The sequence below is a fragment of the Paenarthrobacter nicotinovorans genome (assembly GCF_021919345.1).
Taxonomy (GTDB): Bacteria; Actinomycetota; Actinomycetes; order Actinomycetales; family Micrococcaceae; genus Arthrobacter; species Arthrobacter nicotinovorans.
The window spans coordinates 1,670,244-1,687,060 of record NZ_CP089293.1 but is presented as its reverse complement, the minus strand read 5'-3'; the positions used below and the strand labels follow the sequence as shown (position 1 = coordinate 1,687,060).

Genomic DNA, 16,817 nt, shown 5'->3' with positions numbered 1-16,817 from the left:
CTGTTTACTTGGCTGCTACCGTGCGGTCGCCGGTCTTGGTGGCAACGGGGGCTCCTTCACGACGCTCGAGCGCAGCCTTCACCAGACCTGCGAACAGCGGGTGCGGGCGCGTCGGGCGGGAGCTGAGCTCCGGGTGCGCCTGGGTTGCCACGTAGTACGGGTGGACTTCGCGGGGAAGCTCCACGTACTCCACCAGCTTGCCGTCAGGAGAGGTACCGGAGAAGACCAGTCCTTCTGCGGCGATCTGGTCACGGTACTTGTTGTTGACCTCGTAGCGGTGGCGGTGGCGTTCGCTGACCGTTGTGGTGCCGTAGGTCTCGGCAATGACCGAGCCCTCGTCCAGCTTGGCTTCGTACAGGCCAAGGCGCATGGTGCCGCCCAGGTCTCCCTTGCCATCGACAATGTCCAGCTGCTCTTCCATGGTGGCGATGACCGGGTACTTGGAATCGGGTTCGAACTCGCTGGAGGAAGCGCCCTCAAGGCCAACCACGTTACGGGCGTACTCGATGACCATGCACTGCAGGCCGAGGCACAGGCCCAGGACCGGAAGCTTGGATTCGCGGGCGAACTTCAAAGCACCCAGCTTGCCTTCAAGCCCACGGATGCCGAAGCCGCCGGGAACACAGATGGCGTCGACGCCGGCCAGGGACTTTGTAGCACCGGCCAGGGTCTCGCACTCATCCGAAGGTACCCAGCGGATCTTGACCTTTGCCTCGTTGGCGAAACCACCGGCGCGGAGGGCTTCGGTCACCGAGAGGTACGCGTCGGGCAGGTCGATGTACTTGCCCACCAAAGCGATCTCGACTTCGTGCTTGGGGTTGTGGACAGCTTCAAGCAGCTTGTCCCACTTGCTCCAGTCGACATCCTTGAACGGCAGGTCCAGCGCGCGGACGATGTAGGAATCCAGGCCCTGGGAGTGCAGGGTCTTGGGGATGTCGTAGATGCTGGGTGCGTCTGCGGCGTTAACCACAGCGTCGATGTCGACGTCGCACATGCGGCCGATCTTCTCGCGCATTGCTTCGGGGACTTCACGGTCCGAACGGATCACGATGGCTTCAGGCTGGATACCGATCGAACGGAGGGCCGCTACGGAGTGCTGCGTCGGCTTGGTCTTCAGTTCCTGGGAGGGGCCGATGTACGGCACCAGGGAAACGTGCAGGAAGAAGACGTTGTTGCGTCCCACATCCTGGCGGACCTGGCGGGCCGATTCCAGGAACGGCTGGGATTCGATGTCGCCCACGGTGCCACCGATTTCGGTGATGATGACGTCCGGAGCGTTCTTGCCTTCGGCAGGAAGGCGCATGCGGCGCTTGATTTCATCCGTGATGTGCGGGATGACCTGGACAGTGTCTCCCAGGTATTCGCCGCGGCGTTCCTTGGCGATAACGGTGGAGTAGATCTGGCCGGTTGTGACGTTGGCCGAACCTTCGAGGTTTTCATCGAGGAAGCGCTCGTAGTGTCCGATGTCGAGGTCGGTTTCGGCGCCGTCATCCGTCACGAATACTTCGCCGTGCTGGAAGGGGTTCATCGTGCCCGGATCCACGTTCAAGTAGGGATCGAGCTTCTGCATAGTTACAGACAAACCGCGTGCCCGCAGCAGGTGGCCGAGGCTGGAAGCCGTCAGACCCTTACCGAGCGAGGACGCCACACCACCGGTGACGAAGATGTGTTTGGTCGTCTTGGACGAGCCCGGGAACCGGGAATTTACACGGGAATTTGATCGCTGCACCACGGAATTCGAGCTTATCATCAATTACGCCTTCCAAGCGTCCTGTTCGGATTCCCCAAATGGTCAATGGTTGCCCAGGACCGCGTTCCAATCAAGAGCCGGGCGGCCAAAAGCCTCTTGATGTGATGGTGCTCGCATCGCGTTTCGCACCGCACCGCTGCGGCATCAGGCACTCTGAGGCAGGAGCTTCGCATCATCCAGCAACTCCTGGGCGTGGGCCTGAGCGGATTCGGAATCTTCCTGGCCTGCCAGCATGCGCGCCAGCTCCTTGACGCGTTCGTCGTCGCTGAGGAGCTGAACGTCGCTGGAAGTGAAGCCGGTGGCCGTCTTGCCGTCCGAACCCCGCACCGAGGTCTTGGTGACGCGGATGTGCTGGTCGGCGAAAGCTGCCACTTGCGGCAGATGGGTGACCACCAGCACTTGGACGTGCCGTGCCAGCATGGCGAGCCGACGGCCGATTTCGACGGCGGCGCGGCCGCCCACGCCTGCGTCCACCTCATCGAAGACGAAGGTCGGGACCGGGTCCACGGCGGCCAGGACAACCTCGATCGCCAACATGACCCGGGACAGTTCACCTCCGGAGGCTCCTTTGCCCAGCGGACGGGCAGGAGCCCCCGAGTGCGGCTGCAGGAGGAAAGCGATCTCGTCGGTTCCCCAAGGGCCCAGTGAATCGGTGCTTTCCACTTCGATCACCAGGGTTGCATCGGCCATGGCCAGTGCCTTGAGCTCCGCACTCACGCGTCCGGACAGGTCCTTGGCGGCCTTGGCACGTGCCTTGCTGATAGCCGCCGCCTGCTTGCGGAGCGCCACCTCAGTGGAGGCCACCTCGGCGTCGAGGGATTCGATACGGCTGGAGTCATCCTGAAGCTCGTCCAGGCGGGTCCGGGCTGCAGCGGCCCACTCAAGTACCTCGTCAATGCTGGGCGCATACTTGCGAATCAGCTTGGCGAGGGCCGCGCGGCGGTCCTCGATTTCGGAAAGGCGTTCAGGGCCTTCCGTATCAAGCGCTGCCTGGTAGCTGGAAAGCTCCGCTGCAATGTCGTTGAGAAGGAAGCCCACCTCGGCCAGCCGTGCAGCAGCGGAGCGCAGCTCTTCATCGTGCTCGGCAACATGCTCCAGCGTCCGCTTCGCCGCATCCACCATGGTGGTGGCATCTCCAGACTCACCGAATTCCTCGGCAATGAGCGACTCGTGGGCCGCTGCTGCAGCAAGCCTTAGTTCTTCGACGTTGGCCAGCTTCACGGCTTCGGCCTTGAGGGTCTCGTCCTCGCCCGGCTGCGGATCCACCTCGTCGATCTCCTTGAGGGCCGCGTCCAGCGATTCGGCCTCGCGCAAGCGTTCGCGGGCTTCCCTCCGCAAAGTCTCCAGCTCCGACTGGATAGCTTTCCAGTGGTTGTACTTCTCCTGGTACTCCCCCAGGATTTTGGCCAGGGGCGCTCCGGCAAAGCGGTCCAAAGCGTGACGCTGTGCCGTCGCGCTCTTCAACCGGATCTGGTCCGATTGGCCATGGACCACCACCAGGCTCTCCCCCAGCTCGGCCAGCACCCCTACCGGTGCCGCGCGCCCGCCAACATACGCACGGCTGCGTCCATCCGCGCCCACCGTGCGGGCCAGCAGGAGTTCAGCCACGCCGTCGAACTCCTCGGCGTCTCCCCCCGCGTCCTTGGCCCGCTGCACAGCACTGTGCGCGGGATCAAGCTTCAACACGGCCTCAGCCGACGCGGACTTGGCGCCACTCCGGACGGCCCCGGCATCCGATCGGGCACCGAGAAGGAGCCCGACGGCGGTCACCACCATGGTCTTGCCGGCACCGGTCTCGCCGGTGACGACGCTGAGGCCAGGGCCCAGCGGCAGGGCAGCGTCAGTGATGACGCCCAGGTCACGGATTCGGAGTTCTTCAAGCATGGTTCACTTCGCATTCGTGGGGTCGGAAGGTTCACCGTCCTGGGGACTGTCAACATCCCGCGGACTGGGCAAGGGAGCCGGCGACAAGGTCCGGATCACAGGGATGGGACCTGTGTGGACTTCGCCGCTCCGGGGGGCCGGACCACGCCAGCCATGGATCGGAAGCTCGAACTTACGCACGAGCCTGGCCGAGAACGGCGTCTTGTGGGTCCGGGCAAGCCGCACCGGAGTAGCTGATCGGGTTACCTCCACCCGGGCACCGGGCGGCAGATCCACTGAGCGCCGCCCATCGCACCAGAGAACACCCAGGGCATCCGTGCGGTTCATGATTTCAACAGCCAGCTTGGAGCGCGGAGAGACCACCAAGGGCTTGGCGAATAGTGCGTGTGCGCTGATGGGGACAATCACGAGCGCTTCAACTTCCGGCCACACCACGGGTCCGCCCGACGAGAAAGCGTAGGCAGTGGACCCGGTGGGGGTAGCCATCACCACGCCATCACAGCCGAAGGAGGTCAGGGGACGCTCGTCCACTTCCGTCACCACCTCCAGCATCCGCTCCCGGTTGGCTTTCTCGATGGCTGCCTCGTTCAAAGCCCACGTGTGCCAGATCTTTTGACCCTTGATCCATACCTGGACGTCGATGGTCATGCGCTCTTCCACCGTGTATTGGCGGCTCGCGATCCACTCCACCGTCTGGGCGAGGTCAGCCCGTTCGCTTTCGGCCAGGAAGCCCACATGCCCAAGGTTCACCCCAAGCAGAGGGACGTCCACCTCGCGGACCAGCTCAGCGGCGCGCAGGATGGTGCCATCGCCACCCAGGACCATGACAAGTTCCACGTCCTCCAAGCTGACGTGGTCGTTCAAAATCTCAATCGGGGTGTCCAAAGCACCGAAAAACCGCTCGATATCTGCAAGTTCGGACTTCTGCAGCACAGGAACCAAACCTGACGAGTGCAATTGCGTACAGGCATCCCATGCAGCGCGGAGCGATTCCTCCCGCCCAGTGTGGGCAAGGACAAGTACACGCCTGCTCATCGGGTTCTGCTTTCTAGTGGTTTGGCCAGAGGTTCTTCAACAAGGCAGCTACGTGCTGGTCCCGCTCTTCGATCTTAGGCAACGCAGCCGACATCCGGCGCGTCATCCACAGGAAGTATTCAACATTTCCGTCCTGGCCCGGCAACGGACTGGCCGCAAGGCCCCGTAGATCCAACCCCGAATCAACCGCAGCCCGGGCAACCTGGGCAACAGCCCGGCGTCGTTCATTGTCGGAAGAAACAACGCCGGTCCGGCTCAGCCGTTCCTTGCCGACCTCGAACTGGGGCTTGACCATGAGGACCAGGTCACCGCCTGGATCAGTGCAGTACGCCAGGGGCGCCACCACCAGCGTCAGCGAGATGAAGGACAGGTCCGCGACAGTCAGCGCGGCCGTGCCGCCGATCTGCTCCGGGGTCATGTACCGGACGTTGAGGCCCTCATGGACGTCCACGCGCGGATCGTCCCGAAGGTGCGGCACCAGTTGTCCGTGCCCGACGTCGACCGCCACAACCCGCGCTGCACCTTGCCGGAGCAGCACGTCGGTGAAACCACCGGTGGAGGCACCGGCGTCGAGACACCGCTTCCCTGCCACCGCGACGGCGGGAAAGGCCTCCAGCGCGCCGGCCAGTTTGTGACCGGCACGGCTGGCGTAGATGTCTTCGAGATGGGCCTCGACGGAAAGCTCCGTCTCAGCGTCGACCTGCAGGGCCGCCTTGGCGAGGACGCTGCCGGACGAGCTGACCTTGCCATCGCTGATGAGCTTGGCCGCATGGGTACGGGACCTCGCCAGCCCGCGGGTGACAAGTTCCTGATCGAGTCGTGCCATGCGTTAGCTGTCGCCTTCCGGGGTGATGGGCCTCGGCGCGGCAGGGAGTCCAGGTTCCGCGTCCAACGCCGCCAAGAGGGAGTCGTGAATTCCGGCGTACAGTTCACCGTGCTCTGCTATGGGTGCTTCCCGGACTCCTTCGAGCAAGCCGAGGGCCCTGTCGACGAGTGCGTCGCCGGTGGTCTCGGAGTCGTCAGGCCACTGGATGTCGCGGGTTTCGGGCTCGGGCGTCCCGGGCTCGGGTGAACTGTTCGGCACGGTCATCGCACCAGTCTAGTTAGTTCACCATTCCAGCTGCGGCGCCTGCGCTGTCGACGCGTACGGGACAGCTGCCCACCATGCCGCGCAAGCGGCGCGCCATGCGTCGAGATCGCCCTCTTCGCCGGTCACCGTCACCGTACCGCCATCAGCAACCGCCGACGCCGACCCGCAACGGAACGAGCCGCCGTCGTCGATAATTCCGGGATACGGAGCGTAGAGGTCCTCGAGGTTCGCCAGCAGGTAGTCGGGACGCTCATCGGTCCTTGCAGCCAGGATGGTGTGCTTGGTGTCAACACCGGTGAGGACGGCCGCCGTCGCATATCCTGCACGGTTGCCGCCCAGGATGTCAGTGTCCAGACGGTCGCCCACCACCAGTGGCCGGTCCGCCTTGAGTCGCTTGGCTGCCGCATGGAACAACGGCGCTTCCGGCTTCCCCGCCACCAACGGGGACTTCCCTGTGGCAGCAGCGACGGCGGCAACGAGGGTTCCGTTGCCCGGCGCCATGCCGCGTGCCTGAGGAATGGACATGTCCGTGTTGGTGGCGAACCACATGGCTCCCCCGGCCACCACGTACGACGCCTCGGCCAGATCCTTCCAACCGATGTCCGGGTTGAACCCCTGGACGACAGCAACCGGAGACTCAGCGGCACTGTGCACCGGTTTGAGTCCCACCAATTCGATCTCATGGGCCAACGCCGCACTGCCTGTGATGAGGACATGCGCCCCCGCGGGAAGCATGGAAGCCAGGAGCTCCCCTGCTGCCTGCGAGGAACTGACTACCTGATGGTCCTCAGCCGGCGCACCGAGCTCACGCAGATGCGCGGCGACCTGGGCGGGGGTCCTGGATGCGTTGTTGGTGACATAACCCAGACCAACCCCCACGGACGCCAGCCGCTGCAGCGCTTCTATGGCGCCCGGAATGGCGTGCGGTCCAGCGTAGACCACGCCATCCAGGTCCGACAGGACAGCATCAAACCTCGAGATCAGTGAATCAGCCATGCTGGGAGTCGGTACCCTCGTTGTCTGCTTCCTTGTGCTCTTCCTCGTCCTCGACGGAATCAACGTCCGACTCGGCGTCATCCGACTCGAAGTAGTCCGACTCAGCGTCATCAAGTTCAACCTCGTCGTGCTCAACATCAGCAGCTGCGGCTTCCACGATGACCGTTTCGGTTTGTGCTGTCGCGGCTTCTGCCGTTGCGACGTCGGCCTCCGGGGCCGGCGTCTTGAAGCGCGGCCTGCGTTCGGCTTCTTCTTCCTGCTCATCCCAGCCGAGGTCAAGAATCTCAGGCTCAGCGAAATCGCCAACGCCCAAAGCATTCTCGGCCACGAGGGCCTGACGGGCCCACTTGTCGGCTTCCTCAGTACGGCCAACAGCGCTCAGTGCCTCAGCGTAAGCACGGAAGAGACGGGGGCTGTAGGAGAACGCCCGGTTGATGTCCAACTGCGGGATCTCAAGCTCGCTGACAGCAGCGTCCAATTGATTCAGGTCCGTGCGTGCACCGGACGCCACAATCGCCAGCTCCACCTTGCCCGGAGCGTCAAGATCCTGGGCTTCGGGCGAACGGACCATATCCAATGCACGGTCCGGGCGGCCGAGGCCACGTTCGCAGTCGGCCATTACGGGCAGGTGTACGTTCGATCCGCTGATACGGCGGTAGGTACGGAATTCACGCAGTGCCTCGCCATAGTGGCCGGCAGCGTAAGCCGTCAGACCCACAGCTTCACGGACAGCCGAGAGACGGCCACCGCGGCGGCTTGCAGCCAGGGCGTGCTGGAACGCAAGCTCCGGTTCAATGTCGATCAGGCGCCCGGCCATGACCAGGTGCTTTGCAACCCAGCCTGCGCTCTGCTCTTCAAGGGTCTTGATCTGGTGACCCGTGGCACGGTCGAGTTCCTTGCCCGTGACGTCGTCATCGATCTCGGGGGAACGTTCGCGGTCAGGACGGTTTGCGCTGCGGATGTCCTTGGCGTTGGGGACCCGTGCAGGACGCTCTTCCCAGGAATTGCCGCGGTCACTGCCGAAGGAGCGACGCTCACCATCACGGGCCGGACGGTCACCGCGGGCGGGGCGGTCACCACGGTCGGGGCGGTCGCCACGGTCGGGGCGGTCACCGAAAGGCTTGCGGTCACCGAAGGGCTTGCGATCGCGGTCGCCACCGAAGGAACGACGCTCACCATCACGGGCCGCACGGTCACCGAAAGGCTTGCGGTCTCCACGATCGTTGTTGAAGGGACGGCGGTCATCGCCATCACGACGAGGACCGTCAAAGTTCCGCGGGCCGCGCTCGGGGCGGTCGCCGAAAGGCTTGCGGTCACGGTCGCTACCGAAGGAACGACGCTCACCATCACGGGCCGGACGGTCACCGAAAGGCTTGCGATCTCCACGATCGTTGTTGAAGGGACGGCGGTCATCGCCATCACGACGAGGACCGTCAAAGTTCCGCGGGCCGCGCTCGGGGCGGTCACCAAAGGGCTTGCGGTCACGGTCGCCACCGAAGGAACGACGCTCACCATCACGGGCCGGACGGTCACCACGATCACCAAACGGCTTTCGATCACGATCCCCACCGAAGGAACGACGCTCACCATCACGAGCCGGACGGTCACCACGATCACCAAACGGCTTTCGATCACGATCCCCACCGAAGGAGCGACGCTCACCATCACGGGCCGGACGGTCACCACGGTCGTTGTTGAAAGGACGACGCTCACCATCACGGGCCGGACGGTCACCACGATCGTTGTTGAAAGGACGACGCTCACCATCACGACCCGGACGATCGTTGCTGTCCCGGTTTTCCCTGGAACGGAATCCGCGAGGATCTCCGCCGGAATTGTTGTTGGGGCGGTACGAACCGCGGTCGTCCCGGTTCCCGCCGAAGTTTCCGCGATTGCCGCCGCGATTGCCGCCGTTGTGCTCAGCCATGGTGGATTCCTCCTGTTGCGAGCCGACCACTGGCGCGTGCGTAGTCGCTCATAACCCTTATTTCGTTGTCACGCCGCCGGCAGCCCGAAGCTCCCGACTCGTATATCTCAGTCAATTCTATTCGACCCCGCCATCAGTCCCGAACGTGGAACCCCGATTTGGGGCACCCGTGGCAAGTCTCACAAGCACGAAGGCCCACAGGAACTGCCACGAGGGGCAGGGCCGGTGCTTGTGTGGGGGTTGTGTTTGTTAAATGGAAGAGCCCCAACCGTGGTTGGGGCTCTTCGTTAATGGTTGTCCGGCGGTGTCCTACTCTCCCACACCCTCCCGGGTGCAGTACCATCGGCGCTGTGGGTCTTAGCTTCCGGGTTCGGAATGGGACCGGGCGTTTCCCCCACGCTATGACCGCCGTAACTCTGTTACCCGTCCCGGCCCCGCGTTGGTGTGGGGGTGGGTGGGAAGCTTTGTGGTTACAACTGTGGTGTTATGTAGTTGTTGTTGTTGTTGGTTCCTGGAACGGTTGTTGTTCGGGAACCACATAGTGGACGCGTGCAGTGTTTTGTGTGTGGTGTAAGTTGTTGGCCTATTAGTACCGGTCAGCTTCACGAGTCTTTAGTCCTCGCTTCCACATCCGGCCTATCAACCCAGTGGTCTGGCTGGGGGCCTCTCACACATAATGTGTATGGAAATCTCATCTTGAAGCGAGCTTCCCGCTTAGATGCTTTCAGCGGTTATCCCATCCGAACGTAGCTAATCAGCGATGCACTTGGCAGTACAACTGACACACCAGAGGTTCGTCCGTCCCGGTCCTCTCGTACTAAGGACAGCCCTTCTCAAATTTCCTGCGCGCGCAGCGGATAGGGACCGAACTGTCTCACGACGTTCTAAACCCAGCTCGCGTACCGCTTTAATGGGCGAACAGCCCAACCCTTGGGACCTACTCCAGCCCCAGGATGCGACGAGCCGACATCGAGGTGCCAAACCATGCCGTCGATATGGACTCTTGGGCAAGATCAGCCTGTTATCCCCGAGGTACCTTTTATCCGTTGAGCGACGGCCATTCCACAATGTACCGCCGGATCACTAGTCCCGACTTTCGTCCCTGCTCGAGATGTCTCTCTCACAGTCAAGCTCCCTTGTGCACTTACACTCGACACCTGATTGCCAACCAGGCTGAGGGAACCTTTGGGCGCCTCCGTTACTTTTTAGGAGGCAACCGCCCCAGTTAAACTACCCATCAGGCACTGTCCCTGACCCGGATCACGGGCCGAAGTTAGATGTCCAAAGTGACCAGAGTGGTATTTCAACGATGACTCCACCCGAACTGGCGTCCGGGTTTCAACGTCTCCCACCTATCCTACACAAGCCACTCCGAACACCAATACCAAACTATAGTAAAGGTCTCGGGGTCTTTCCGTCCTGCTGCGCGTAACGAGCATCTTTACTCGTACTGCAATTTCGCCGAGTTTATGGTTGAGACAGCGGGGAAGTCGTTACTCCATTCGTGCAGGTCGGAACTTACCCGACAAGGAATTTCGCTACCTTAGGATGGTTATAGTTACCACCGCCGTTTACTGGGGCTTAAATTCTCAGCTTCGCCACAAGTGGCTAACCGGTCCTCTTAACCTTCCAGCACCGGGCAGGAGTCAGTCCGTATACATCGTCTTGCGACTTCGCACGGACCTGTGTTTTTAGTAAACAGTCGCTTCCCCCTGGTCTCTGCGGCCCACACCCGCTCACGGAGAGCAAGTCTCCATCACGGGGCAGGCCCCCCTTCTCCCGAAGTTACGGGGGCATTTTGCCGAGTTCCTTAACCATAATTCTCTCGATCGCCTTGGTATTCTCTACCTGATCACCTGTGTCGGTTTGGGGTACGGGCGGCTAAAACCTCGCGTCGATGCTTTTCTTGGCAGCATAGGATCACCGGATCCCCCCTTACGGGAGTCCCATCAGATCTCAGGAACGTGCTCGAAGCACACAGGAACGGATTTGCCTATCCCTGACCCTACATCCTTAGACCGGGGCAACCATCGCCCGGCCCGGCTACCTTCCTGCGTCACACCTGTTAATACGCTTACCTCCCGGGATCAGGTCCCGCGCTCGGCCAAAACCCACAACACCACAAGGGTGAGCGGGCAGGCTCCGGGCGGTTAGTATCCCCCGCTTGGCATGGGCGGTTTTTCGCCGGTACGGGAATATCAACCCGTTGTCCATCGACTACGCCTGTCGGCCTCGCCTTAGGTCCCGACTTACCCAGGGCAGATTAGCTTGACCCTGGAACCCTTGATCATTCGGCGGACGGGTTTCTCACCCGTCTTTCGCTACTCATGCCTGCATTCTCACTCGTGTAGGCTCCACCGCTGGTTTCCACCGCGACTTCACTGCCCACACGACGCTCCCCTACCACTCCACACCCCTGAACCACGAAGGCTAGGGTACTGTGTGAAATCCACAACTTCGGCGGTGTACTTGAGCCCCGCTACATTGTCGGCGCGGAATCACTTGACCAGTGAGCTATTACGCACTCTTTCAAGGATGGCTGCTTCTAAGCCAACCTCCTGGTTGTCTTCGCAACTCCACATCCTTTCCCACTTAGCACACGCTTAGGGGCCTTAGTTGGTGGTCTGGGCTGTTTCCCTCTCGACTATGAAGCTTATCCCCCACAGTCTCACTGCTGCGCTCTGACTTACCGGCATTCGGAGTTTGGCTGACGTCAGTAACCTTGTAGGGCCCATCGGCCATCCAGTAGCTCTACCTCCGGCAAGAAACACGCAACGCTGCACCTAAATGCATTTCGGGGAGAACCAGCTATCACGGAGTTTGATTGGCCTTTCACCCCTACCCACAGCTCATCCCCTCCATTTTCAACTGAAGTGGGTTCGGTCCTCCACGACGTCTTACCGTCGCTTCAACCTGGCCATGGGTAGATCACTCCGCTTCGGGTCTAGATCACGCCACTACACTCGCCCTATTCAGACTCGCTTTCGCTACGGCTACCCCACACGGGTTAACCTCGCGACGTAACACTAACTCGCAGGCTCATTCTTCAAAAGGCACGCCGTCACAGTAACAAGACTGCTCCGACGGATTGTAAGCACACGGTTTCAGGTACTGTTTCACTCCCCTCCCGGGGTACTTTTCACCTTTCCCTCACGGTACTGGTCCGCTATCGGTCATTAGGAAGTATTTAGGCTTATCAGGTGGTCCTGACAGATTCGCACGGGATTTCTCGGGCCCCGTGCTACTTGGGATACTCTCCAGGCGGCACACAACATTACGGTTACGGGGCTCACACCCTCTCTGGCCGGCCTTTCAAGACCGTTCACCTATGCACGCACTCTCACCTCACTGGCCCGGCAGAACCAGAACGGAAAGTCCCACAACCCCGCCCATGCAACGCCCGCCGGCTATCACACATGGAAACGGTTTAGCCTGATCCGCGTTCGCTCGCCACTACTAACGGAATCACTCTTGTTTTCTCTTCCTGCGGGTACTGAGATGTTTCACTTCCCCGCGTTCCCCCCACGCACCCTATGTGTTCAGATGCGGGTCACACAATCACCATGACAGCGTTGTGCGGGGTTTCCCCATTCGGACATCCTGGGATCAACGCTCGGTTATCAACTCCCCCAGGCTTATCGCAGATTCCTACGTCCTTCTTCGGCTCCTAATGCCAAGGCATCCACCGTGTGCCCTTAAAAACTTGACCACACAAACATGATCAAAAACTTACTCGAGAGAACCACGAGCCACTACGGCCCAAGGTTCATTCATAAGAAATTGCTGTATGGAACACACACACCAAAGCGTGTATGTCCCAGATGCTCGCGTCCACTATGTAGTTCTCAAACAACAACCCCATCAACCAACCCCCCAACCCGCCACAACCCACACACGCAGGCCGCAACACAAAGACCGGAGGAACCGGCTGCAGGAACAAAAGAAACACCAGAAGTGCCCCCCTGCATTGCTGCAAAAAGGTCCTGTTGCCTCAGGACCCAACAGTGCGCCAAACACAACCCCCACCAGCCGCACCCCGGACACGTTCCCAACAACCCACACCCCCACACAAAGCAGGAGCACGAACCGCCGTACTAGCACCAGGACACAACCACGAAAGCCATGCCAAAAAAATGATTCGTTGATATTCCACCCATGAGCACCCACCGCAGAACAAACGCCTGCGCAATGGGCAACACTGACAACAACCAGACACCCCATGCAGGGCACCAATCATTGCAAGCAGCTCCTTAGAAAGGAGGTGATCCAGCCGCACCTTCCGGTACGGCTACCTTGTTACGACTTAGTCCCAATCGCCGGTCCCACCTTCGACGGCTCCCCCCACAAGGGTTAGGCCACCGGCTTCGGGTGTTACCAACTTTCGTGACTTGACGGGCGGTGTGTACAAGGCCCGGGAACGTATTCACCGCAGCGTTGCTGATCTGCGATTACTAGCGACTCCGACTTCATGGGGTCGAGTTGCAGACCCCAATCCGAACTGAGACCGGCTTTTTGGGATTAGCTCCACCTCACAGTATCGCAACCCTTTGTACCGGCCATTGTAGCATGCGTGAAGCCCAAGACATAAGGGGCATGATGATTTGACGTCGTCCCCACCTTCCTCCGAGTTGACCCCGGCAGTCTCCTATGAGTCCCCGGCCGAACCGCTGGCAACATAGAACGAGGGTTGCGCTCGTTGCGGGACTTAACCCAACATCTCACGACACGAGCTGACGACAACCATGCACCACCTGTAAACCGACCGCAAGCGGGGCACCTGTTTCCAGGTCTTTCCGGTTCATGTCAAGCCTTGGTAAGGTTCTTCGCGTTGCATCGAATTAATCCGCATGCTCCGCCGCTTGTGCGGGCCCCCGTCAATTCCTTTGAGTTTTAGCCTTGCGGCCGTACTCCCCAGGCGGGGCACTTAATGCGTTAGCTACGGCGCGGAAAACGTGGAATGTCCCCCACACCTAGTGCCCAACGTTTACGGCATGGACTACCAGGGTATCTAATCCTGTTCGCTCCCCATGCTTTCGCTCCTCAGCGTCAGTTACAGCCCAGAGACCTGCCTTCGCCATCGGTGTTCCTCCTGATATCTGCGCATTTCACCGCTACACCAGGAATTCCAGTCTCCCCTACTGCACTCTAGTCTGCCCGTACCCACTGCAGAACCGGAGTTGAGCCCCGGTCTTTCACAGCAGACGCGACAAACCGCCTACGAGCTCTTTACGCCCAATAATTCCGGATAACGCTTGCGCCCTACGTATTACCGCGGCTGCTGGCACGTAGTTAGCCGGCGCTTCTTCTGCAGGTACCGTCACTTACGCTTCTTCCCTACTGAAAGAGGTTTACAACCCGAAGGCCGTCATCCCTCACGCGGCGTCGCTGCATCAGGCTTGCGCCCATTGTGCAATATTCCCCACTGCTGCCTCCCGTAGGAGTCTGGGCCGTGTCTCAGTCCCAGTGTGGCCGGTCACCCTCTCAGGCCGGCTACCCGTCGTCGCCTTGGTAGGCCATTACCCCACCAACAAGCTGATAGGCCGCGAGTCCATCCAAAACCACAAAAGCTTTCCACCCCCCACCATGCGATGAGGAGTCATATCCGGTATTAGACCCAGTTTCCCAGGCTTATCCCAGAGTCAAGGGCAGGTTACTCACGTGTTACTCACCCGTTCGCCACTAATCCCCCAGCAAGCTGGGATCATCGTTCGACTTGCATGTGTTAAGCACGCCGCCAGCGTTCATCCTGAGCCAGGATCAAACTCTCCGTTGAAGTAAAACAAAATCAAACAGACACAACCACACCCACCGGAAATAACGGCAAAACGCGGCTGCACAAAATTCGAAACCAGCTGAAAACCAGACCACCACACACGGGGGTGCGCAGCAACCTGGCAAAATTTCAACCAATCAATAAAACAATCGGTATCAACAAACTTGGCACACTATTGAGTTCTCAAACAACAGACACTACCGGCACCACCCACACCCCACAGGGTCCAGGATCGCTCCGGAGCAACTTTCCAAACTTACCCGAACCGGCCGCATAAAGCAAACCAAACCCGGGCCTCCCCCACCCACCAGAAGCACACAAAAGCACAACCGGAACCGGTGATTTGAAAGGGAGTCGGTCGCTATCTTTCCGCATCAGCGGCGGCGACTCGAATAACTTTACACGCGCCCCACCCCCACACCAAATCCACCCCAACACCACCCAAAAACCCCGCAAACACAACCCAAACAACCCCACCAACCCAACAAACCACCCCCAAACCCACCAAAACAACCACCGTGAACCCCATCACAACCCACCCACACCCCCGGACACCCACGCACCCAACCCAACAACCGCCGTCGAACACCCAAAGACGACACCCGACACCAAAACAACAACGCTCCCCCACCAAAGTGAGAGAGCGTCGAAGAAAATGAGCAAGCGTCCGATTCAAACCCGCGGGATATGAGCAAGCGACCGCCTCAAACCCGCGGGATATGAGCAAGCGTCCGATTCAATCCCGAGGGATGCGAGCGAGCGTCCGATTCAAACCCTAGGGATGTGAGCAAGGGTCACACGCAAGCGCTAGGGATGTGAGCGAGCGTCGGAAAGAGGCGGCGGTTATCCGGCAGCGCGCGTCCAAGGGAGGAACGACCGAGCGCGCAGAGGATGACCGCCCCCTCCGCGACAGCCACCCCTCCCCGACAGCCACCTCTCCGCGACAAGCCCCACCGGCCTGAGGAACTGAACAACCCGCGCTTAAACACAAAAAGGGCCGGCAACCATAACGGTCGCCGGCCCTTTCAGAGCTGGGTTGCCAAGGAACCTAGGCCGAGACCTCGATCGTGGCCAGGTTCTTCTTGCCCCGGCGGAGCAGCAAGTAGCGGCCGTGAAGGAGTTCGTCCCGGGCAATGACGGCGTCGGGATCGGACACCTTGGTGTTGTTCACGTACGCACCACCTTCGCCAACTGTCCGTCGGGCAGCCGACTTGCTCTCGGAAAGTCCGGACGCAACCAGGAGATCGATGATGCCGAGGCCGTCAGCGTTGATCGTCGCCGAAGGAAGTTCCGCAGTGGCCGCCTCCAGGGTGCGCTCGTCCAGAACCGTGAGGTCGCCGTTCCCGAAAAGGGCAGCGGAGGCAGCGATGACCTTCTCCGTGGCGTCGACTCCGTGGACCAACGACGTCACTTCGTAGGCAAGCTTCTTCTGGCCTTCGCGGGCAAACGGACGTTCCGCCACGGCCTCGCCCAACGCTTCGATCTCGGCACGCGAGAGGAAGGTGAACACCTTAAGGCGATCCACGACATCAGCGTCCGCCGTGTTCAGCCAGAACTGGTAGAAGGTGTACGGGCTGCACATGTCCGGGTCAAGCCAGACAGCATTGCCTTCGCTCTTGCCGAACTTGGTGCCGTCGGAGTTGGTGATCAACGGCGTACCCAGGGCGTGCACGCTCTTGCCCTCCACCTTGCGGATGAGCTCGGTTCCGCTGGTGAGGTTGCCCCACTGGTCCGAACCGCCGGTCTGCAGGACGCAGTTGTAGTCGCGGAAGAGCTGGAGGTAGTCCATGCCCTGCAGGATCTGGTAGCTGAACTCGGTGTAGCTGATGCCCTCGTCGGAATTCAGGCGCGAGGCAACAGCGTCCTTGCGGAGCATGGTGCCCACGCGGAAGTGCTTGCCGATTTCCCGGAGGAAGTCGATGGCACTCAGGGGCGCAGTCCAGTCAAGGTTGTTGACCATGCGGGCAGCGTTGTCACCCTCAAAGCTGAGGAAGCGGCGAACCTGGCCCTGCAGGTAACCCACCCACTCGGCCACGGTGTCCTTGGTGTTCAAGGTGCGCTCCGCCGTCGGACGCGGGTCGCCGATCAGGCCGGTGGAACCGCCCACCAAACCGAGGGGTTTGTGGCCGGCCAACTGCAGGCGACGCATCAGCAGCAACTGCACCAAGTTGCCCAAGTGCAGTGACGGCGCCGTGGGATCGAAGCCACAGTAATACGTGATCGGGTCCCCGGCGAGCAGTTTTTCCAGTTCCGTTTCATCAGTGGAAACGTGGACCAGGCCGCGCCAAGTAAGTTCCTGCCAGATGTTGGCAAAGGCGGGATCGTTGTGCTGGGACTCGAGGTTGTTTACGTGTGACACGAG

The 16,817-nt window shown here is 60.8% G+C and carries 9 protein-coding genes and 3 rRNA genes; 1 reads left to right on the top strand and 11 read right to left on the bottom strand.

What is annotated here, in order from left to right; translation table 11 throughout:
* Positions 1–4 precede the first annotated feature (4 nt).
* From JMY29_RS07860 to JMY29_RS07830, 7 genes are all read right to left on the bottom strand, one after another.
* The gene (locus JMY29_RS07860) at positions 5–1,750 is read right to left on the bottom strand and encodes a CTP synthase (RefSeq protein ID WP_039240685.1); all 1,746 of its coding nucleotides are present in this window, start codon (positions 1,748–1,750) and stop codon (positions 5–7) included.
* A gap of 144 nt (positions 1,751–1,894) precedes the next feature.
* Positions 1,895–3,634, bottom strand: a complete 1,740-nt coding sequence (recN, locus tag JMY29_RS07855; RefSeq protein WP_189075752.1) for a DNA repair protein RecN — start codon at positions 3,632–3,634, stop codon at positions 1,895–1,897.
* Between the two features lie 3 nt (positions 3,635–3,637).
* Positions 3,638–4,669: an NAD kinase gene (locus tag JMY29_RS07850; protein WP_026267372.1), complete on the bottom strand. Its 1,032-nt coding sequence runs from the start codon at positions 4,667–4,669 to the stop codon at positions 3,638–3,640.
* A 13-nt stretch (positions 4,670–4,682) separates the two neighbouring features.
* Positions 4,683–5,495 carry a TlyA family RNA methyltransferase gene (locus tag JMY29_RS07845; RefSeq protein WP_189075753.1) on the bottom strand — a complete coding sequence of 271 codons (813 nt, stop codon included), beginning with the start codon at positions 5,493–5,495 and terminating at the stop codon, positions 4,683–4,685.
* A 3-nt stretch (positions 5,496–5,498) separates the two neighbouring features.
* Entirely contained in the window at positions 5,499–5,759 is a 261-nt protein-coding gene (locus tag JMY29_RS07840; protein WP_039240682.1) for a hypothetical protein, read from the bottom strand.
* Positions 5,760–5,777: 18 nt separating this feature from the next.
* Positions 5,778–6,755 carry an HAD-IIA family hydrolase gene (locus JMY29_RS07835; protein ID WP_189075754.1) on the bottom strand — a complete coding sequence of 326 codons (978 nt, stop codon included), beginning with the start codon at positions 6,753–6,755 and terminating at the stop codon, positions 5,778–5,780.
* Positions 6,748–7,572: a tetratricopeptide repeat protein gene (locus JMY29_RS07830; protein ID WP_227453629.1), complete on the bottom strand. Its 825-nt coding sequence runs from the start codon at positions 7,570–7,572 to the stop codon at positions 6,748–6,750. The genes JMY29_RS07835 and JMY29_RS07830 overlap by 8 nt, the downstream gene beginning before the upstream one ends.
* A gap of 54 nt (positions 7,573–7,626) precedes the next feature.
* Between JMY29_RS07830 and JMY29_RS07825 the strand changes: the two genes are divergently transcribed.
* On the top strand, positions 7,627–8,736 hold the full coding sequence (locus JMY29_RS07825) for a hypothetical protein (RefSeq protein ID WP_229778593.1): 1,110 nt from the start codon (positions 7,627–7,629) through the stop codon (positions 8,734–8,736).
* Between the two features lie 242 nt (positions 8,737–8,978).
* On the opposite strand, the gene rrf is transcribed toward JMY29_RS07825, so the two are convergent.
* The 4 genes from rrf to tyrS form a co-directional block, all read right to left on the bottom strand.
* Positions 8,979–9,095 (bottom strand): 5S ribosomal RNA (gene rrf / locus JMY29_RS07820).
* Between the two features lie 152 nt (positions 9,096–9,247).
* Positions 9,248–12,391: ribosomal RNA gene (locus JMY29_RS07815) — 23S ribosomal RNA — on the bottom strand.
* Between the two features lie 545 nt (positions 12,392–12,936).
* Positions 12,937–14,455 (bottom strand): 16S ribosomal RNA (locus JMY29_RS07810).
* Together the 16S, 23S and 5S rRNA genes form the textbook arrangement of a ribosomal RNA operon.
* A gap of 1,048 nt (positions 14,456–15,503) precedes the next feature.
* Positions 15,504–16,814: a tyrosine--tRNA ligase gene (gene tyrS, locus JMY29_RS07805; RefSeq protein WP_189075773.1), complete on the bottom strand. Its 1,311-nt coding sequence runs from the start codon at positions 16,812–16,814 to the stop codon at positions 15,504–15,506.
* Between the last annotated feature and the right edge of the window lie 3 nt (positions 16,815–16,817).

Coding starts and splice junctions, on each gene's coding strand:
- JMY29_RS07860 (WP_039240685.1), bottom strand. CDS start 1,750: ATGATAAGCTCGAATTCCGTGGTGCAGCGATCAAATTCCCGTGTAAAT.
- recN (WP_189075752.1), bottom strand. CDS start 3,634: ATGCTTGAAGAACTCCGAATCCGTGACCTGGGCGTCATCACTGACGCT.
- JMY29_RS07850 (WP_026267372.1), bottom strand. CDS start 4,669: ATGAGCAGGCGTGTACTTGTCCTTGCCCACACTGGGCGGGAGGAATCG.
- JMY29_RS07845 (WP_189075753.1), bottom strand. CDS start 5,495: ATGGCACGACTCGATCAGGAACTTGTCACCCGCGGGCTGGCGAGGTCC.
- JMY29_RS07840 (WP_039240682.1), bottom strand. CDS start 5,759: ATGACCGTGCCGAACAGTTCACCCGAGCCCGGGACGCCCGAGCCCGAA.
- JMY29_RS07835 (WP_189075754.1), bottom strand. CDS start 6,755: ATGGCTGATTCACTGATCTCGAGGTTTGATGCTGTCCTGTCGGACCTG.
- JMY29_RS07830 (WP_227453629.1), bottom strand. CDS start 7,572: ATGGCCGGGCGCCTGATCGACATTGAACCGGAGCTTGCGTTCCAGCAC.